Raw genomic sequence first — 19138 nt, forward strand, 5'->3', positions numbered from 1 at the left:
CCGCGGGAAAAGCACATTCGGCACATGAAGGCAGGAGAAGACGTCATGAGCATCGCCAACCGTTTCTGGGTCGTCGGCGGCGAGTACAAGGACACCCGCTTCGACGAGATCGCGGACGGCACGTGCCAGGTCTACGGCCCCTTCGACAGCTACGAGAAGGCTCGATCGAAGTGGCAGACAGCGGTCGAGTTGACGCGCAGCAACGCCTATATGCGCTTTACGATCGCCCGCGAGGGCGCTCCGTAAGGGCTGAGCACGCCCACCCTCGCGGGTGAGCACGCCACCGCTCCCGCGAGGGACCGGTCCGGACGGCGGGGGCGGTTGGCGCCCCCGCCGATCCCGTGCGGGATGCGGGCCATGCCCATCCCGCCGGTCCGCCATGCGGGCCGTCCGCCGGCGCCACGATCCGCCCGTCCTGGGCCGCGCCGGCCGCTTCACTGGATCGTTCCGCCCTGCGTCACTTGCGGGACGCAGGCTCTTTCCCCATTGACTTGGCTCGCTGCACGGGCCACTTAAGGCCCATGCCGACATGACGCCCCGGCGCGTCCCGATCCCGATCGCGGGCCTCCCTGGTCCGCGCAGCGGTTTCTGCACTCGTGCATGGCTCCCCGGGCGCCACGATGTACCTCGTCGGGCGGAGGGGCCGACACTTGCGTGCAGTCCGACCGGATGGGGAGGAATGCCTCGGAACCCATTCCGGACGGAGGCGTTACCGATGCGCCGGCACCGAGCAACAACCAAGGAGGTTCTCTAAGATGGATCAACCGCTTGCCGGAAAGACCATCGCCATCCTCGTCGCCAACGGCTTCGAGGAGATCGAGATGACCGAGCCGCAACGCGCATTGCTGAAGGCCGGAGCCACCGTCCGCGTGATCTCGCCCGAGCAGGGCCTGGTCAACGGCTGGCACGGGGCGGCCTGGGGCCACTACTTCCCGGTCGACCGCGGCATCGCCGAGGTGCTGGGTGCCGATTTCGACATGCTGGTCCTGCCGGGCGGTACGCGCTCCGTCGCGAAGCTCAGCCAGAACCCGCACACCAAGCGCATCCTGTCGGGCTTCATGGACGGCGGAAAGCCGGTGGCCGCGATCGGCGATGGCGTCGAGCTGCTGGTCCATGTCCAGAAGGCCAAGGGCCGGACCGTGGCCGCGCCCGAGGCGGCTCGTGCGGCGCTGACCGAAGCCGGCGCGACGATCTCCGAGGATGCCGTCGTGACGGACAAGGTCCTGGTGACCGCCGTCGGGCAGGACGCCGTCGGCAGCTTCGTCGAGACGCTGCTGAAGGTCTTCGGCGAGGCCGCGCAGGTCAAAAAGGCCGCCTGACGCCGAAATGGTGTGGTTCCCCGGCCGCAAGGCCGGGATGTCCTGGAGAAAAGGCGCCGCCCGCGAGGGCCGGCGCCTTTTTCTGTGCCGTTCGCCGGTCCATCACCCGGCGGTGGGCGTCGGCGTGTCCCAGAAATGGCAGGCCGCGCCGTGGCCGGGGCCGACGGGGTAGAGCTCCGGCGCGCGCTCGGCGCAGACCGGCTGGGCCTTGGGGCAGCGGGTACGGAAGTAGCAGCCCGAGGGCGGCGAGAGCGGCGAGGGCAGCTCGGCCCTGAGCACGATGCGGCGCTTTGCGCGCTCCCGATCGGGGTCCGGCAGGGGCACCGCCGAGATCAGCGCCTGCGTGTAGGGGTGGCGCGGCGCCCGGTATATGGCGTCCCGGTCGGCGATCTCGGCCACCTTGCCGAGATAGAGCACCATCACGCGGTGCGAGATGTGCCGCACCACCGACAGGTCGTGGCTGATGAAGACAAGCGCCAGACCGTGCTCGCGCTGGAGGCGCACCAGCAGGTTCACGATCTGCGCCTGGATCGAGACGTCGAGCGCCGAGACCGGCTCGTCGCAGATGACCAGTCGCGGCCGCAGCACCATGGCGCGGGCGATGCCGATGCGCTGCGCCTGGCCGCCGGAGAACTCGTGCGGGTAGCGGTTGATCATCTCGGGCACCAGCCCGACCTTGCGCATGGTCTCCTCGACCCGCCGGCGGCGCTCGGCGCGGGGCAGGCCGCCCTCGAAGGTCGCCAACGGTTCGCCGATGATGTCGCCGACCGTCATGCGCGGGTCGAGCGATGCCAGCGGATCCTGGAAGATGATCTGCATGTCGCGCCGGTGCGCGCGCAGCGCGCCGGGGGGCAGGGCGGCCAAATCCTCGCCGAGCCAGGCCACCCGGCCGGCACTGGGCTCGACCAGGCGCAGGATCGCGCGGCCGAGGGTGGACTTGCCGCAGCCGGATTCGCCGACCACGCCGAGCGTCTCTCCGGGATGCAGGTCGAAGCTGACCCCGTCCACGGCGCGCAGCAGGAACGGCTTGCGCAGGAAGCCGGATGCTATCGGGAAATGCACCCGCAGGTCGCGCACCGACAGCAGCGGCGCGCCGGAGCCGTCGTCGGGCGCCCGCGACCGCGCGCCGTCCTGCTCCTGCGTCGTGACGCGCGGTGCGCTCATGGCACGCCTCCCGGTCGCGCCCGGTGGCAGGCCGAGAGCCGGCTCGCGGGATCGGCAGGGTGGGAGCCAGCATCCGTGGGCAGCAGGGCCGGCGGCTCGCGCAGGCACAGGTCGAAGACGTAGGGGCAGCGGTCCTGGAAGGCACAGCCGGGGGGCAGGCGCTGCAGGTTCGGCGGCTGGCCCCCGATGGTCGGCAGCTCTCCGAACGCCTCGCCCTCGTCCAGGCGCGGCATGCTGCGCAGCAGCGCCTCGGTATAGGGATGTCCGGGCTCGTAGAAGATCCGGCGCACCGGCCCGCGCTCGACGAGCCGGCCCGCATACATCACGGCCACGCGGTCGGCCAGCCCGGCGATCACGCCGAGGTCGTGGGTGATCATCACGATGGCGGTGTCGAACTCGCGCTTGAGATCGGCCATCAGGTCCAGGATCTGGGCCTGGACCGTCACGTCCAGCGCGGTCGTCGGCTCGTCCGCGATCAGCAGGTCCGGCTGGCACAGGAGAGCCATGGCGATCATGACCCGCTGGCGCATGCCGCCGGAGAACTCGTGCGGGTACATGGCGATGCGCCGCGCGGCCTCGGGGATGCGCACGAGGTCGAGCATCTCGACGGCGCGGCGCAGGGCGTCGCGCTCGGACATGCCCTTGTGCAGCCGCAGGACCTCGGTCATCTGCGCCGAGATGCGCAGATAGGGGTTCAGCGAGGTCATGGGGTCCTGAAAGATCATCGCGATCCGGGACCCCCGGATCCGGTTCAGCCGGGCAGTCGGCAGGCCCAGGATCTCCTCGCCGCGGAAGCGCACCGATCCCGAGGCGCGCCCGTTGGCGGCCAGAAGCCCCATCACCGCCATGAAGAGCTGGCTCTTGCCCGAGCCGGATTCGCCGACGACCCCCAGCGTCTCGCCGGGAGCGATGGTGAAGCTGACATCGGCGACGGCGTGCACGGGCCCCTCGGGCGTCTCGAAGCCGACGGTGAGGTGCTCGACCGCCAGGACCGGAACCGCGGCGGCAAGCGGTGCGGGACCGCCGATCGCGTCTTGCTGGGCGGCATCGGGGCGGGCACCATCGGGGCGGGCGGCGTTGGGAAGGGCCATGGGGTCAGCGGTCCCGCGGGTCGAGGGCGTCGCGCACCCCGTCGCCGATGAAGTTCAGGGAGAACAGCGCGACCGCCAGGAAGCCTGCCGGGAAGACCAGCATCCACCAGGCCGCCTCCATGTTCGCGGCCCCTTCCGAGATCAGCACGCCCCAGCTCGTCATCGGCTCCTGCACGCCGAGGCCCAGGAAGCTCAGGAAGCTCTCCAGCAGGATCACCTTGGGGACGGTCAGCGTCATGTAGACGACGACTGGTCCCAGCGCGTTGGGGATCACGTGCCGGCGCACGATGGCGAAGCCGTGCACGCCGCCCGCCCGCGCGGCCTCGATGAACTCCTTGCGCTTGATGCTCAGGGTCTGGCCGCGGACGATGCGCGCCATGTCCAGCCACTCCACCGCACCGATGGCGACGAAGATCAGCAGGATGTTCCGCCCGAAGAAGACCATCAGCAGGATCACGAAGAACATGAAGGGCAGCGAGTAGAGGATGTCGACCACCCGCATCATCACGGAATCGACCCGCCCACCGGCATAGCCCGCGATGGCGCCGTAGCTCACCCCGATCACCAGGCTGACCAGCGTCGCGACCAGCCCGACCATCAGCGAGACACGGCCGCCGTGGAGGGTCCGGACCAGCAGGTCGCGGCCGTTGGCGTCGGTGCCGAAGGGATGCCCGGCCTCCAGGCTCGGCGGCGCCTGGATCGCGTCCCAGAAGATGTCGTCCAGCGCGTACGGGATCAGCATGGGCCCGGCCACGCAGGCCAGGGCCATCAGGACCAGGATCGTCGCGCCGGCCACGGCGGCGCGGTTGCGCAGCAGCCGGCGCCAGGCGTCGGCCCAGAGCGAGCGGCCCCGCACCGGCCGCGGCGGAGCGGGCAGGGGCGCGATCGGGGGGACCGGCTGGTTGGGGTGGGTCGCGGACAGGTCGGTCGGCATGGAGGCCCGCTCAGTCGTAGCGCACGCGCGGGTCGAGCGCGCCGTACAGCAGGTCGACCAGCAGGTTGAACAGGATGATCAGCGCGCCGTAGAAGACCACGACGCCCATCACCAGCGTGTAGTCGCGGTTCAGCGCGCCCTGGACGAAGTAACGGCCGATGCCGGGAATCCCGAAGATCTGCTCGATCACCACCGATCCCGTGATGATCCCCGCGGTCGCGGGGCCGAGGTAGGAAACGACCGGCAGCAGCGCCCCCTTGAGCGCGTGGCGGCGCAGCATGGTCCCCTCGGGCAGGCCCTTGGCGCGGGCCGTCCGCACGAAGTTCGAGCGCAGCGTCTCGATCATGGAGGCGCGGGTCAGGCGCGCGATGTAGGCGATCTGCGGCAGGGCGAGGGCGACCACGGGCAGCAGCAGGTTCCGCCACGACCCGTCGCCGTAGCCGCCCACCGGCAGCAGCCCGAGATGGACGCCCAGCACCAGCGTCAGCAGCGGGGCGACGACGAAGTTCGGGATGGTGATGCCGGTCATGGCCAGCGCCATCACCCCGTGGTCGAGGCCCGAGTTCTGGCGCAGGGCGGCGAGCGCGCCCAGGGTCGTGCCGACCACCGCGGCCAGCGCGATCGCGATGCCGCCGATGCGCAGAGACACCGGGAAGCCGCCCCAGATCAGCTGGTTGACCGTGAAGTCCCGGTACTTGAAGGACGGGCCGAAATCCCCGCGCAGCACGCCGCCGAGATAGCGCAGGTACTGCACCGGGAGGGGCTGGTCCAGGTTGTAGGCGGCCTTCATGTTCGCCTCGATCTCGGCCGGCAGCGTCCGCTCGTCGTCGAAGGGGCCGCCCGGCGCCAGCCGGATCATGAAGAAGGCGATGGTCAGGATCACCAGCAGGGTCGGTATGGCGCCCAGCAGGCGCCGGACGGCGTAGCTAAGCACGCTTGCCCTCCACCGCGGCTCCGGGGCGGGGGAGGGCGCGCCGGCGCACCGGCGCGCCCGCCGTCACTTCTGCACCGTGATGAAGCGAGTCGGGTGGTAGTTCAGGATGTTGTCCTGCCAGCCCTTGACGTAGCTCGCCACCATCAGGGGCCGCGTGTAGTAGTAGAGCGGGATGATCGGGTGATCCTCCAGCATCAGCGCCTCGGCCTCGGTCATGATGCGGCCGCGCTCCTGCAGGTCGGCGGTCCTGCCGGCCTTGCTCAGCAGCTCGTTGTAGCGGGGATTGTCGTAGGCCGCGGGGTTCTGCGGGCCGATGTCGCCGCGCAGCAGCTCCAGGAACGTGTTGGGATCGTTGTAGTCGCCGATCCAGCCGACGCGGATCACGTCCTTGTAGGTCTTCTGGTTCCGCGCATCCAGGTAGACCTTCCATTCCTGGTTCGTCAGCGTCGTGTTGATGCCGAGCTTCTGCTTGAGCATGCCGCCGACGGCGATGGCGATCTTCTTGTGGCGATCGTTGGTGTTGTAGAAGATCTCGAGGTCCAGCGGCTTGCCGGGCCCGTAGCCGGCTTCGGCGAACAGCTTCTTGGCGAGCGCGTCGCGGTCCTTCTGGGGCATGCCGGCATAGTCGAGCGTCGCCGACTGGTAGTTCACGATGCCCGGCGGCACGAAGCCGTAGGCCGGCAGCTCGCCCGCCTGGGTGATCTTCTCCACCAGGATCTCGCGGTCGACGGCCAGCGACACCGCCTTGCGCAGCTTCGCGTTCGACTTCCAGGGCTCGTGGGTCAGGTTGAAGGCGTAGTAGTAGCTGCCGAGATAGGCCGGGGCGCGGAATGAATCCGCCATGTTCGCCTTGGCCCAGGGGATCTGCTGGGGCGGCATCTCGTAGGTGGCGTCGAGGTCGCCCGCGCGGAAGCGCTTGAGCTCGGCGTCGATGTCCTCGGTCACGTAGAAGTAGACCGTGTCGACCTTGACGTCCTTGGCACCGTAATAGGCCGGGTTCTTCACGAGCTTCACGTGGCTCTGGGGCACGTGCTCGGCCAGCGTGTAGGCGCCGTTGCTGACGAGGTTGCCGGGCTTCAGGTAGTCGGCCCCGAACTTCTCGACATTGGCCTTGGAGACCGGGAACAGCGCGTGGTGGAGCTGCGCGGACAGGAAATAGGGTGTCGGCGCGCGCAGCGTGACCTTCAGGGTCTTCTGGTCCACGGCCTCGACCGCCAGCGCGTCGGGCGGCATCTCCCCCTTGGTGATCGCCTCGCCGTTCTTCACGGGCCAGATGAAGAAGGCGTACTGGGACGCGGTCGCGGGATCGGCCAGGCGGCGCCAGGAGAAGACGAAATCCTCGGCGGTGACGGGCGAGCCGTCGGACCATTTCGCATCGGAGCGCAACTTGAACGTGTAGACCGTTCCGTCGTCGCTGATGGTCCAGCTCTCGGCCGCGCCGGGGATCGGCTTGGCCTCGGGGTCCGAGGCCAGAAGGCCTTCGAACAGGTCCATCTGGATGTAGCTTTCGGGCACGCCCGTGGACTTGTGGGTGTCCAGCGTCGCCGGCTCGGCGCCGTTGCCGCGCCGCAGAACCACCTCGGCCTGCGCCACGCCCATGGCGGCGGCCGTCAGCGCGATCCCGAGCGCGAGCCCCGTCGCGAGCCGGCCCAGCATCCTTGGGATATCCTGCATCTCTGTCCTGCTCCTGTTCGGGTTCCTTGGACGGCGGTCTTCTGCGGACGCGCAGCGAAACGGTAGGTTGTCGTCCTGGGCCGATCAACGGGAAAACCCGGCTTCTGCGCCGCGCTTTCGGGTGACGTGCCGAACCCCGAACTCGCGTGTTGTCCCCTTCTGATGAGATGGTCCCCGCGCATGCGCTTCGTCCTGGGCGTCCTGCTCGCAGCCGCGCTGCTGGCGGGCCTGGCGGCGCTCTGGCACTTCACGCCGCTCTCGGCCCTGGCCGAACCCGGCCGCCTCGTGGACTGGGCCGAGCGGGTGGCGGATTTGGGCGCGCTGGGCCCGCCGGTGATCGTGGCGCTCTTCGTGCTGGGCGGATGCCTGATGTTCCCGGTGCTCGTGCTGATCGCGGTCACCGCGATGGCGCTGGGACCGGTCGCGGGCTTCCTGACGGCGCTGGCGGGGTGCCTCGCCTCGGCGGCGACGGTCTTCTGGCTGGGGCGGCTGTCGGGCGCGCGGCTGGTGCGGCGCTTCGGCGGCCCCGGGGTGAACCGGGCGAGCCACTGGTTCGCCCGCCAGGGCGTCCTGGCCGTGGCGGTGGTGCGGATCGTGCCGACCGCACCCTTCACCGTGGTGAATCTGGTGGCGGGGGCATCGCATCTGCGGTTCACTCACTTCCTTGCCGGGACGGCGATCGGCATGGCGCCGGGGACGCTGGCCTTCAGCCTGTTCGGCACCCAGATCGGCAGGGCCCTGCGCGATCCGCGGCCGGAGACGCTGGGGCTCGTCGTGGCGGCGGCAGGCGCGGCGCTGGCGCTGGGCTGGGCCGCGGGCCGGCTGCTGGGAAGCGGGGATATCAGGGACGGAAGCGAGGAGCGCGCGTGAACGAGTTCCGAGACGAGCTGGCCGATGAACCGGAGGAGGTCCAGGACGAGCGCACCGGCACGCCGCCCGCGGGGCTCGCGAGCTTCCGGATCGCGACGTACAACGTCCATAGCTGCGTCGGCATCGACGCCAAGTTCTCGCCCGAGCGGGTGGCCGAGGTGGTGCGCGGCCTGGAATGCGACGTGGTCGGCCTGCAGGAGGTCGGCTGGCATCACCGCGGCGAGATCGGGCGCGACCAGTTCGCCGCCATCTCCCAGGGATCCGGCCTGAAGGCCTATCCGGGCCCGACCAAGCACAACGAGCGCGCCCATTACGGCAACGCGCTGCTGACCAACCTGCCGGTTCTCGCGGTGCGGCCCATCGACCTCTCATTGCCCATGCGCGAGCCCCGCGGCGCCATCGACGCCGACATCCAGGTCGGCGACCGGGTCGTGCGCGTGATCGTGGCGCATCTCGGCCTCGACCCGTGGGAGCGCAACGCCCAGATCACGCGCGTCCTGCACGCGATGGAAGCCGGCCCGCCGCGGCCCACCGTCTTCATGGGCGACCTGAACGAATGGCGCGGCCGCTCGCCCCGGCTCAAGCGGCTGGCACGCAGCTTCGACGACTGCGCCGCGCCGCGCAGCTTCCACGTTCGCCTGCCGGCGCTGCGGCTGGACCGGATCTACGTGACCGGCGAACTCCAGCTCGCCAGCTTCGAGGTCGTGAAGACGAAGCACACCCGCCGCGCCTCCGACCACCTGCCGGTGCGCGCGACGATCGCCGTGCGGCGCTGAGTAGGCTGCGGCGGCCACAGGCCGCCGCAGCCGCCCCTATCGGGAGGTCTCCGCTCGGAGTCCCTCAGGCAGCCTGGGGCCGCCGGATCTCGTGCAGGAACCAGGCGAGCAGGCTGATCACCACCAGCGCGCCCGCCTGGTGGGCCGCGGCGATGCCGACGGCGACGCCCGAATGCAGCGTTCCGATGCCGAGGGTGACCTGGCCCAGCGCCGCAAGGCCCAGGGCCACGCCCAGCGCGCGCCCGCGCGCCGTCATGCCCTGGGCCGACCAGGCGCGCCAGCCGAGCGCCAGCACGGCCAGGGCCGCGGCCGCTGCCAGCCACCGGTGGGCGAACTGCACGGTGGCGTGGTTCTCGAACAGGTTGGACCAGGTCGGGGCGAGGTCCCAGGCCTCGGCCGGGACGAGGCGCCCGCCCATCAGCGGCCAGGTCGGGTAGACGAGCCCCGCGTCCAGCCCGGCCGTGAAGGCGCCCCAGACCACGGTGACCGCCACCGCCGCCGAGGCCGCGCGGGCATGCCGGCGCAGGCTGCCCGCGGGCGCGGCCCGGTGGCCGCCGGACGCGGGATCCAGCAGGTCCAGCGCCACGCGCAGCAGCAGCACGTAGATCAGGAAGGCCATGGAGAGGTGCATGGCCAGGCGGTAATGGCTCACCGAGGGGCGGTCGACCAGCCCGCTCAGCACCATGAACCACCCGACCAGCCCCTGAAACCCGCCCAGGACGAACAGCCCGGCCAGCCGGGGCATCAGGCCCTTCGGAATGCGCCGCGTGAGCCAGAACCACAGGAAGGGCAGCAGGAACACGAAGCCGATCAGCTGGCCCCAGAGCCGGTGGAACCATTCCCAGAAGAAGATGCCCCGGAACTGCTCGATGGTCATGCCGGCGTTCCGCAGCCGGTATTCCGGAAACTGCTTGTAGAGCTCGAAGACGCGCTGCCACTCGGCCTCGGAGAGCGGCGGCAGGATCCCGATCAGCGGCCGCCACTCCACCATGGAGAGGCCCGATTCCGTCAGCCGGGTCACCGCCCCGATCACGGCCATCGCGAAGACCATGGCCGCGCAGACCAGCAGCCAGACGGCGATGGCCCGCGGCGTGCCGGCCCGGTGCGCGGCCGCGGCCGCCGGGGTGTGGGTGAGCGAGGTCACTGTCCGTCCGATCCTCTGAGGTCCGCGCAGATTCGATGGTGCAGATGGGCTGCCGCGCCGCGCGGCCAAGGGAGGCCGGCTGCGGCAAGCGGCCGCATCCATAGCATGCGCGCGCGGAGATTCCAGTTTCCACGGCAACCATTGCGGGGCTGGGCATCGCGCCCCGGCTGCGCTACATCACGGGGGCTCAGGAGGACCCCGATGAAGGCGAAGTGCGCGAAATACGGTATCGGAGACGTGGTGAAGCACCGGATCTTCGAGTTCCGCGGCGTCGTCTTCGACATCGATCCCGAATTCAACAACACCGAGGAATGGTACCAGGCCATCCCGGCGGAGGCGCGTCCCCGCAAGGACCAGCCCTTCTACCATCTCTATGCGGTGAACCCCGAAACCGCCTACGTCGCCTACGTTTCCGAGCAGAACCTGGTGCCGGATTCCGAGAACGGGCCGGTGGCGCATCCGCTGGTCGACGCCTCCTTCGAGAAGTTCGACGGAACGCGCTACCGCCTGCGTGCCCAGTCGCTCCAATAGGCGCGGCCGCCGCGGGGGTGTGACGGCGGCCATGGCCCGGGCGCGCGGCTTGGTGTATTGAGCCCGCCATGCGCGCCCTGACCCGTCTCCTGATCCTCGCCGCCGCCATCGCCGCCACCTTCGGTCTGTGGGCCCTGCCGAACCGGCCGGTGCCCCTGGAGGAGCTGCCCGGCGGAAAGCTGCCCAGCGTCTCCTTCGCGCCCTTCCGCGCGAATCAGAGCCCGCTGACCGAGACCTTCCCGACGCGCGAGCAGATCGCCGAGGACCTGAAGCTGCTCTCCACAGAGGTGCACGGCGTGCGCACCTATACGGCGCGCGAGGGACTCGAAGCCGTCCCGCCGCTCGCCCGCGAGTTCGGCCTGACGGTCACGCACAGCGCCTGGATCGACACCAAGCCCGAGATCAACCGGGCCGAGGTCGCGGCGCTGATCCAGGCCGCCAACGCCTATCCCGACGTGATCCGGCGGGTGATCGTGGGCAACGAGGTGCTGCTGCGGCGCAGCCAGACCCCGGAGCAGCTCATCGCCTATATCGACGAGGTCCGCGCCGCGATCGCCCAGCCCGTCGGCTATGCGGATGTCTGGGAGTTCTGGCTGCAGAACCCCCAGGTCGCCGAGCATGTCGACTTCATCGTGATCCATATCCTGCCCTACTGGGAGGACATCCCGGTCTCGGCCGAGCAGTCCGAGGAGCGGATCCTGGAGGCGCTGCACGTCATCAAGGAGCGCTTCCCCGGCAAGCCGATCCTGGTGGGCGAGATCGGCTGGCCGACGGCGGGCCGCTCGCGCGGGCCGGCCACCACGGGGCTGGTGGACAAGGCGCGCTTCATCAACATGGTGATCCGCTTGGCCGCCCGCGAAGGCTTCGACTACAACCTGATCGAGGCCTTCGACCAACCCTGGAAGTCCCTGAACGAGGGGACCGTGGGCGCCAACTGGGGCCTGTTCTCGGCCGAGCGCGAGCGCAAGTTCCACCTGACGGGCTCGGTGGTCGCGAACCCGTCCTGGCGCCTTCATTTCGGCTTCTCGACGGCGGCGGCGCTGGCCCTGTTGGGCATCGGCGCGGTGCGCACGCGGCAGGTCGGCACGGCCGGCTTCGCGGCAGGCTGCGTGGCGGCCTTCGTGCTCGGCAGCGGCCTCGTCTGGGCCTGGCACGTCGGGGCGACCCAGACCTACTATCCCTTCGAGACGGTCCGCGCCTGGCTGCTGTGGGCGCTGCACGCGGCGCTGGCCGTGACCCTGGTCCCGGCGGTGCTGCGGCTGTTCTCGGAGAGCGTGGGCCCGGCGGCCGAGCCCGGGCGGGAGTGCGCGGTCTTCGCGGAGATGGAGACCCCGGGCACGCGCCTTGCCGGCTTCGGCGGGCTGGTGCTGGCGGTGATGGCCGGCGTCGCGGTGCTGGCGACCTATCTGCTGGTGTTCAACGGGCGCTACCGCGACTTTCCGATCCCCGACTTCGCAGGGCCGGTGCTGGTGCTGATCGGGCTCGGCATCCTGCGCGCCTGGCGGCGCGGCGGCGGCTTCTCGGCCTTCGCCTTCGCGGGGCTGCTCTCGGGCGGCACCCCGGTCCCGGCCGCACGGGTGCGCAGCCTGGGCCAGGCAGCAAGGCTTGCGCCCTTCGCTGCCGCGCTGGCGGCGCTGCTGCCCCTGGGCGCGCTGGGGCTGGTCGTCAGCGAGGGAATCCAGAACCGCGAGGCCCTGGCCTGGGCAGGGCTGCTGGTCCTGCTGGCGGTACCCTTCGCGGCCGAGGTCCGGGCGCTGCGCAAGGCATGACGCCGCGGGGCGCCCGCGCCCGTCACATCTGCCCGGAACGCCTCCTCTCCCGCGAGACGGATTGCAGCAGGCGAAGGAGATCGTCGATCCGGTAGGGCTTGGCCAGGATACGCACGCCCTCCGCCTGCGCCACCCGCTCGCTGTAGCCTGTGGTCAGCACGATGGGCAGGTCGGGCCGCATGCGCCGGGCCTCGCGGGCAAGCTCCACGCCCCCGATACGGCCGGGCATCACCACGTCGGAGAACAGAAGGTCGACTTGCGCATCGCCCGCAAGGAGCGGCAGGGCCTCGTCCGCGGTGGCGACCCGCGTCACCTCGTAGCCGGCGTCCTCCAGCCCCGCCGCGACGATCGAGGCCACGATGGTGTCGTCCTCGACCAGCAGCACGCGGCCGCTGCAGCCCGCCATCGGCGCCGCGACCGCGGCGGCCGTCTCCATCGCCGCGGCAGAGCGAGCCGAGCGGCGCAGCAGCAGGATCACCGAGGTGCCGCGGCCGAGCTCGCTGTCGATCCAGGCGCTCCCGCCCGCCTGTCGCGCCAGGCCGTAGACCTGGGCCAGCCCCAGGCCGCTGCCCTTGCCGACCTCCTTGGTGGTGAAGAACGGGTCGAAGGCCTTGTCGCGCACTTCCTCCGACATGCCGGTTCCGGTATCGCAGATGCGCAGGCGGACGAATTCCCCCACCAGCCCCGTCGGGTCCCCCGGCTCCAGGACGACGTTCTCCGCCTCGATGGTCATCCGACCGCCTTCCGGCATCGCGTCACGGGCGTTCACCGCGAGGTTGATGAGCGCCAGCTCGAACTGCGTCGGATCCGCCTCCACCGGCCAGAGGCCCGGCGCGAATCGCGTCTCGAGCCGGATATCGGCGCGCAGGGCGCGCTCCAGAAGCGCCGTCATCGCGAGCACCCGGTCGCGCACGCTGATCGCCTCCGGGCGCAGGCCCTCGCGCCGGGCGAAGGCCATGAGCTGCTGCACGAGCTTGGCCCCACGATCGACGGCCTGCTGGCCCGCGTCCAGCAGCGGTCCGAGCTTCGGCTCCGCCGTGCGCCGGCGGATCATGTTGAGGCAGCCGCCGAGCGCCTGCAGCAGGTTGTTGAAGTCATGGGCAAGCCCGCCGGTGAGCTGCCCGACCGCCTCCAGCTTCTGCGCCTGGCGCAGCTGGTCCTCGGCCTGCTGGAGGGCCGCCTCGCTTTCCTTCTCGGCCGTGACGTCGCGCCCGACGGCGTGGACGAGGCTGCCGTCGGGAACGGCCGTCCACGAGATCCAGCGATAGCTGCCGTCCCGGTGCCGCAGGCGGTTCAGGAACCGGTGCGTCGTGCGCCCTGCCGCGAGCCTTTCGTTCTCGACGTGGGTCGCCTTCAGATCGTCGGGGTGGATGAGGCCGAGGGCCGAGGCTCCGAGCAGCTCCTCCTCCGACCAGCCCAGCACCGTGCCCCAGGCCGGATTGACCGCCGTGATGGTGGAGTCGAGGCGATGCACGATCATGACGTCGGTCGAAAGGCGCCACATACGGTCGCGGTCGGCGGTGCGCTCGGCGACGCGCATCTCGAGCGTGGCATTGAGCTCCCGCAGGGCTGCCTCGTTCTCCTTGGCCTTGCTGATGTCCAGGACGAACTCGAAGCCGGTCCTGTCATCGATCATCGTGGCCGCGAACAGGCCCCACCAGCGCGAGCCGTCCTTGCGCAGGTACTCCTTCTCGTAGGGCGTGGTCTGCCCGATGGCCTTCAGCTCGGCGAAGGCCGTCTCGGAATGCTCCATCCATTCGGGCGGGGTCATGCGCTGCCAGGTCACGAGCCCCGAGCGCAGGTCCTCGTGGCTGTAGCCGCTCATCTCGAGGAAGGCATCGTTGGCATCGGTGATCCGGCCATCCATGTCGAAATAGATCGCGCCGACCGTCCTGATCTCCAGCGCGGCCCGGAAGCGCGCCTCGCTCGCGCGCAAGGCGGCTTCGACCCGCTTGGCCTCCGTGACGTCGCTTCCCTGGACGAAAAGGCCCGTCACCTGCCCGTCGGCATCACGGATGGGCTGGAAGATGAAGGTGACGAAACGCTCCTCCAGCGGCTGCCCGGGGTGCCGCTGGAGCCTGGCCGGCACGTCGCGGCCGACGAAGGCCTCGCCCGTGGCATAGGCCCGGTCCGCCCATTCGAAGAAACCCTGTCCCTCGATCTCGGGCAGGGCTTCACGGGCGGGCCTCCCGATGATGTCGCGTCGCCCGACGAGCTGGAAATAGGCGTCGTTCGCCATCTCGTAGACGTGATCGGGGCCGCGCCAGACGTAGCAGAACCCTGGCGCCTGCCGGAACAGCTCGCGGAGCCGGTCGCTCTCCGCCGCCAGGCGCCGCTTTCCGAGAACCTCCTCGGTGGTCTCGATGCACGGGCAGAAAAGCCCTGCGACCGCGCCCGTCTCGTCGCGCACCGGCGTGTAGGAGAATGCGAAATGGGTTTCCTCGGGATAGCCCTTGCGGTGCATGACGAGCGTGATGTCGTCCATGCGCACCGCCCGCCCGGCGTAGGCCTCGGCCACGATGGGCGCGAGATCGTCCCGGATCTCGGACCAGACGTCGAGGAACGGACGGCCGAGCGCCTCTGGATGCTTCCGCCCGAGGATCTCGGAATAGGCGTCGTTGTAGAGAAGGGTCCGTTCCGTTCCCCAGGCCACGAACATCGGCTGGTGCGAGCTCAGCAGCACCGAGACGAGCGTGCGCAAGGGCACGGCCCAGCGCTCCGGCGGGCCGAGCGGGGAGGCGGCCCAGTCATGAGCCCGCATCAAGGTGCCCATTTCGCCTCCTTCCGCCAGGAAGGAAACGCACGACAAACCGTCAGCGATGGCGTCGTTCATCGGATACCGAACGTTTCCGGGCGCCTCTTTGGTCCAAGGGCTCTTCGCGCTTCAGCAGGCGCATGCCGGCCGGGACGAGGCCATCGGCGGTTTGCCGGCGGCCGAATGCTGCTTCCGCCCCGACCAAGCAGGTAGCCTTGGGGCGGGACGACGCGTCAAGGAGGCAGGGTTCGTTCTCATGCCGGCGGTATACCCGCACGGACCTGCCGATCACAACGCCCTGATCTCTGCGAAATTGGGGATCTGGCCGGACGATGCCGGCGGGTGGCGGCCGGAGCCCGGATGCTCAGGTACCCGCCTGGTTCCGCAGGATGATGAGCTGGACGATCCTGCCGTCGGACACCGAGCAGTAGAAGGCGAGCACCAGGGGTTCCGGCAGGCCGCGCGTGTCGAAATCGCCATCGACATTCGCCGTGAGGATGATGTTGCCGTAGTGCTCGACGCATCTGACGACGTGCATGGCGAGCCTGTCGCCGATGACGTCCCGGATGGCCCAGTCGCGGATCGCGCTCTTTCCCCAGTAGTCGAGCAGCTGGTCGTTCACAAGAGCATCCTCGGCGAAGGTCGCCAGCAGGGTCTCCAGATCGCCGTCGTTCGTCGCGCGGACGAAGGCGGCGAGCGGCGGGGGAAGGTCCGGCGTCCGGCTGGGCGCGATGCTCACCCGCCGGATGCTTCCGGCCGTCAGCGCGAAGCGGCAGTCGAAGGTGCCGAGCGCGCCGGGCCTGCCGTTCCGCCCGACCATCACCGTCAGCAGCAGCTCTCCGGACTGCCGGTCGTGGCTGATGATCCGGAAGGTCAGCGGCGCCCGTCTGAACAGGCGCTCCGCCCAGGCGCGGATGGCATGTCCCTCGAGCGTTCTCTTGCGGAAATGGAGGACACCGCCCCCGTGGATCGCGGATGCGACGAGGTCGGGATCGTTGGACTGCGCCGCGCGCAGGAACGTCTCCACCGCGGGGGGAAGGATCCGGGAGGACATCGGGCGCCTTTGCTGGCGGGATGGCGAAAGCCGAGACCTGAACCTTCGCCGCGCGGCTCGCGCCCGTCGCGTTCAGTGGTGCTAAGGCGCGTAAATTCCGTGGCCGGGCGCCTGCGCCCCCTTCCAGCCGCTCCCATGCCCGCGGCCAATCAATGCGCCCGCGCCAGACGCCGGTTCAGGGCGTGCCCCGGACCGCCCCTAGGCGGTGAGACCCATATGCTCCGCCTCGTGGAGGAGGCGCCGGGCCTCGCGCAGGTCGGCGGTGCCGAAGCCCTCCGTGAACTGGTGCAGGGCTGCCGAGAGCATCTCGCGCGCCTCGGCGCGGCGCCCCTGGCGCAGCCACAGCCGTGCCAACGGCAGCGCGGCCCGCAGCTCCCAGCCCGGCGCCGATTGCGTCTGGGCGCATTGCACCGCGCGCAGCAGCGCGGCCTCCGCCGCAGCCAGGTCCGGTCCCGGTGCCGTGAGGAGGATCTCTCCCCGCGCGCGCAGGAGGTCCGGCAGGTGGAAGGCCTCGCCGCGCTCCCTGGCCCGTGCCAGGGTGCCGTCTATGGTCGCCGAAGCCTCGTCGAACTGCCCGCACTCGGCCAGCCCCTCGGCGAGCGCGCGCAGGAACGGCGTCGTCAGGATCTGGTGCTGCTCCGCACGGAGCGCCCCCAGCGCCTCGCGCAGCAACGAGACGCCCCGCGGCGCCTGCCGCATGCGGATGGCGATCTCGCCCTGCAGCGCCAGGCCGACGGCATGGTAGGGCCCCAGCGAGTGCTTCGCGGCATGCTCCACGAGGCGCGCCGCCCGCTGCCCGGCCGTCTCCAGCTCTCCGGCCCAGATCGAGGCCGTGGTCGTATAGATCAGGGCGATGCACAGCGTGACCGGCTGCTCGCGCCTTTCGGCCTCGGCGATCGCCTGGACCGCGACCCGCGCCGACTGATCCGCAAAGCCCCGCAGCCACAAGGCCCGGACGAGCACGATGAGGGCCCGGACGCGATGGTCGAAACCGAAGAAGTCCACATGCATCACCCCGGCGGCGGCGCGGCGGAGGCCGCGCTCGCAATACCGCAGCGCTTCGGCGTGGTCGCCGATCAGGTGGTACGCGGTGCCGAGCATCCAGTCCGCCATCACGCCTGCGGAGGGATCCCCGATGGCTGCCGCCACAGTGGCGCTGCGCTCGGCCACCCTCACGGCGTCGTGGAACTCCCCGATCCGGGTCAGGAAGATGTGCAGCCCGGCCAGAAGGTGAAGCTCGTACTCGCTGCTGCCGAGCGCGCTGGCGAGGTTCAGGCCGCGCTCGATGGCCGCCCGGATCTCCCGGCCGTTGCCCTTGGTGAACATGGCCGAGATCGCCAGCGCCGCCTGGAGTGAGAGCTCCTTGGCGCTGCCGCGGTCGGCCTCGTCGAGGCGGGCCAGGCCCAGCTCGCACCAGCGCTGGCAGTCGTGCAGCAGGGACAGGCCCAGGAACAGGGGCGCCGCGCGGGCGGCGAGGTCGACCCCGAGGGCGCCGTCGCCGTGCCCGGAGAAGCTCCATTCCAGCGCGGCGCGGATGTTGCCCATGAGGAGCGCCTGGGCCGGGAGGTCGCCGCCGCCCGCGATCAGCGACGGCGTCGTCTCCGGCGCAAGCCGGCGGCAGTAGTGCAAGGCGTGGCGGCGGGCGACCGCGTCTGCCTCGTCACTCTGGGCGAGCTTCAGCGCGGCGTAGGACCGCGTGGTGTCCAGCAGCCGGTAATAGGCTGCGCCGGAATAGGCGGAAGCCCAGACCAGGGACCTGTCCACGAGACTCGACAGCGCCTCGGCCACCTCCGTCGGCGGAACGTCCAAGTCGGAGGCGACGTCCTGCGCGGCCTCGAGCGTGAAGATACCGGCAAAGGTCGACAGCCGGCGCAGGACGCAGCGGTCGCGCTCGCTGAGCAGGTTGTAGCTCCAGTCCAGCATGGCCTGCATGGTCTGGTGCCGGGGCAGGGCGCTGCGCCGCCCCTGCCAGAGGAGCTTGAAGCGGTTGTCGAGCAGTTCGGCCGTGCCCCGGATGCCGTATGAGCCGACGCGGCCCGCGGCCAGCTCGATCGCGAGGGCGAGACCGTCGAGCCGCTGGCATATGCCGGCGACGATGGGCGCGTCCTCGTCCGTGAGCGCGGACCGGTATCCTCCCGATGCCGCGCGCTCCATGAAGAGCTGGATGGCCGGCCAGGCCAGCGCCTGCGCCGCCGTCAGCCCCTCCTCCGAAGGCGGGGTGTCAAGGGGATGCAGCAGGTGCACGTGCTCGCCCTCGGCACGAAGCGCCTCGCGGCTCGTCGTCAGGATGAACAGGTGCGGCGCCTGGCTGTACAGGCGCTCGGCGAGCGTCGCCGCCGCGTCGACGACATGCTCGCAGTTGTCGAGCACCAGCAGGATGCGTCGGCCCGCCAGGAAGGCGAGCAGGCCGGGCAGGGGATCCTCGGCCTGCGGCACGAAGCCGAGCGCCGTGGCCACAGCCGCATTGACGAGCGTACTGTCAGCAAGCGATCCCAGGTCCACGAAGAAGACGGCCTGCCCGAAATCGTCGAGAACGGAATGGGCGACGGAGACGGCGACCGTCGTCTTGCCCATCCCCCCGGGTCCGACCACGCTGACGAAGCGATGTCGTGCCAGCGAGCCGGACAGGGCGGCGACGGTCTCGTCGCGCCCGACCATCCGCGCCAAGCGCGGCGGCAGCCTCGGGACACTCGGCAGGGCGGCTGGCCCCGCCGCGGCAGCCGCACCCGCCCCCGCCGCGATGTTCCCCGCCATGTCGGCCGGCGGCGGGGCTTCGCGCCCCACCGGCGCGACGAAGCAGTAGCCGCGTCCCGGGATGTTCGCGACATAGCGCGCGCCGTCCCGCCCGTCCCCGAGGACGCGGCGCAGATTGGCGATGTGGACGCGGAGATTGCCCTCCTCGACCACGAGGTCGGGCCAGACCCGGTCGATCAGATCGCGCCGCGGCACGACCTCCCCGGCCCGCTCCACCAGCGCGACCAGGATATCGAGGGCGCGGCTGCCCAGCTGCACCGGCTCGCCGTCGCGGAAAAGGGCACGCCGCGTGGGGAAAAGGCGGAACGCGCCGAAGGATACGACGTCGCCTTCCCGAATATCATATCCGCCCGCCATGAACGCCTCATG

Annotated in this window: 15 protein-coding genes; 6 read left to right on the forward strand and 9 right to left on the reverse strand. The window is 70.6% G+C overall.

Annotated elements, in window-relative coordinates; genetic code table 11:
* Window positions 1-45 precede the first annotated feature (45 nt).
* Window positions 46-246 carry a DUF4170 domain-containing protein gene (locus tag JUB13_RS29340; protein WP_207485779.1) on the forward strand — a complete coding sequence of 67 codons (201 nt, stop codon included), beginning with the start codon at window positions 46-48 and terminating at the stop codon, window positions 244-246.
* A gap of 509 nt (window positions 247-755) precedes the next feature.
* Window positions 756-1319: a DJ-1/PfpI family protein gene (locus JUB13_RS29345; protein ID WP_207485781.1), complete on the forward strand. Its 564-nt coding sequence runs from the start codon at window positions 756-758 to the stop codon at window positions 1317-1319.
* A 102-nt stretch (window positions 1320-1421) separates the two neighbouring features.
* Here JUB13_RS29345 and JUB13_RS29350 read toward each other — a convergent pair whose 3' ends face one another.
* The 5 genes from JUB13_RS29350 to JUB13_RS29370 form a co-directional block, all read right to left on the reverse strand.
* Complete coding sequence (locus JUB13_RS29350) at window positions 1422-2483, reverse strand: ABC transporter ATP-binding protein (RefSeq protein WP_207485784.1); 1062 nt, start codon at window positions 2481-2483, stop codon at window positions 1422-1424.
* The gene (locus JUB13_RS29355; protein ID WP_207485786.1) at window positions 2480-3574 is read right to left on the reverse strand and encodes an ABC transporter ATP-binding protein; all 1095 of its coding nucleotides are present in this window, start codon (window positions 3572-3574) and stop codon (window positions 2480-2482) included. The genes JUB13_RS29350 and JUB13_RS29355 overlap by 4 nt, the downstream gene beginning before the upstream one ends.
* 4 nt (window positions 3575-3578) lie before the next feature.
* The gene (locus JUB13_RS29360) at window positions 3579-4508 is read right to left on the reverse strand and encodes an ABC transporter permease subunit (RefSeq protein WP_207485788.1); all 930 of its coding nucleotides are present in this window, start codon (window positions 4506-4508) and stop codon (window positions 3579-3581) included.
* A 10-nt stretch (window positions 4509-4518) separates the two neighbouring features.
* On the reverse strand, window positions 4519-5442 hold the full coding sequence (gene oppB, locus JUB13_RS29365; RefSeq protein WP_207485790.1) for an oligopeptide ABC transporter permease OppB: 924 nt from the start codon (window positions 5440-5442) through the stop codon (window positions 4519-4521).
* Window positions 5443-5505: 63 nt separating this feature from the next.
* Window positions 5506-7116 carry a peptide ABC transporter substrate-binding protein gene (locus tag JUB13_RS29370; protein ID WP_236025320.1) on the reverse strand — a complete coding sequence of 537 codons (1611 nt, stop codon included), beginning with the start codon at window positions 7114-7116 and terminating at the stop codon, window positions 5506-5508.
* Window positions 7117-7296: 180 nt separating this feature from the next.
* Here JUB13_RS29370 and JUB13_RS29375 point away from each other — a divergent pair, with 180 nt between their 5' ends.
* Together JUB13_RS29375 and JUB13_RS29380 are read left to right on the forward strand one after the other, a co-directional pair.
* Window positions 7297-7986: a TVP38/TMEM64 family protein gene (locus tag JUB13_RS29375; RefSeq protein ID WP_207485792.1), complete on the forward strand. Its 690-nt coding sequence runs from the start codon at window positions 7297-7299 to the stop codon at window positions 7984-7986.
* Window positions 7983-8762: an endonuclease/exonuclease/phosphatase family protein gene (locus tag JUB13_RS29380; protein ID WP_207485794.1), complete on the forward strand. Its 780-nt coding sequence runs from the start codon at window positions 7983-7985 to the stop codon at window positions 8760-8762. Before JUB13_RS29375 ends, JUB13_RS29380 begins: the two co-directional genes overlap by 4 nt.
* 64 nt (window positions 8763-8826) lie before the next feature.
* Here JUB13_RS29380 and JUB13_RS29385 read toward each other — a convergent pair whose 3' ends face one another.
* The gene (locus JUB13_RS29385) at window positions 8827-9906 is read right to left on the reverse strand and encodes a COX15/CtaA family protein (protein WP_328703046.1); all 1080 of its coding nucleotides are present in this window, start codon (window positions 9904-9906) and stop codon (window positions 8827-8829) included.
* 201 nt (window positions 9907-10107) lie between these two features.
* Between JUB13_RS29385 and hspQ the strand changes: the two genes are divergently transcribed.
* Both hspQ and JUB13_RS29395 read left to right on the forward strand, forming a co-directional pair.
* Window positions 10108-10437, forward strand: a complete 330-nt coding sequence (hspQ, locus tag JUB13_RS29390) for a heat shock protein HspQ (RefSeq protein ID WP_207485798.1) — start codon at window positions 10108-10110, stop codon at window positions 10435-10437.
* A 68-nt stretch (window positions 10438-10505) separates the two neighbouring features.
* A complete protein-coding gene (locus JUB13_RS29395) occupies window positions 10506-12206 on the forward strand; it encodes a glycoside hydrolase family 17 protein (RefSeq protein WP_207485800.1) in 1701 nt (566 codons plus the stop codon).
* 22 nt (window positions 12207-12228) lie between these two features.
* Here JUB13_RS29395 and JUB13_RS29400 read toward each other — a convergent pair whose 3' ends face one another.
* The 3 genes from JUB13_RS29400 to JUB13_RS29410 all read right to left on the reverse strand — a co-directional run bounded on the left by JUB13_RS29400 (window position 12229) and on the right by JUB13_RS29410 (window position 19126).
* A complete protein-coding gene (locus JUB13_RS29400; RefSeq protein ID WP_207485802.1) occupies window positions 12229-14979 on the reverse strand; it encodes a hybrid sensor histidine kinase/response regulator in 2751 nt (916 codons plus the stop codon).
* 346 nt (window positions 14980-15325) lie between these two features.
* Window positions 15326-16015 carry a nuclear transport factor 2 family protein gene (locus tag JUB13_RS29405; protein ID WP_207485804.1) on the reverse strand — a complete coding sequence of 230 codons (690 nt, stop codon included), beginning with the start codon at window positions 16013-16015 and terminating at the stop codon, window positions 15326-15328.
* A gap of 198 nt (window positions 16016-16213) precedes the next feature.
* On the reverse strand, window positions 16214-19126 hold the full coding sequence (locus tag JUB13_RS29410) for an ATP-binding protein (RefSeq protein WP_207485806.1): 2913 nt from the start codon (window positions 19124-19126) through the stop codon (window positions 16214-16216).
* Window positions 19127-19138: the final 12 nt, after the last annotated feature.

Origin of the sequence: Arenibaculum pallidiluteum, from assembly GCF_017355985.1 — a bacterium.
GTDB lineage: Bacteria > Pseudomonadota > Alphaproteobacteria > Azospirillales > Azospirillaceae > Arenibaculum > Arenibaculum pallidiluteum.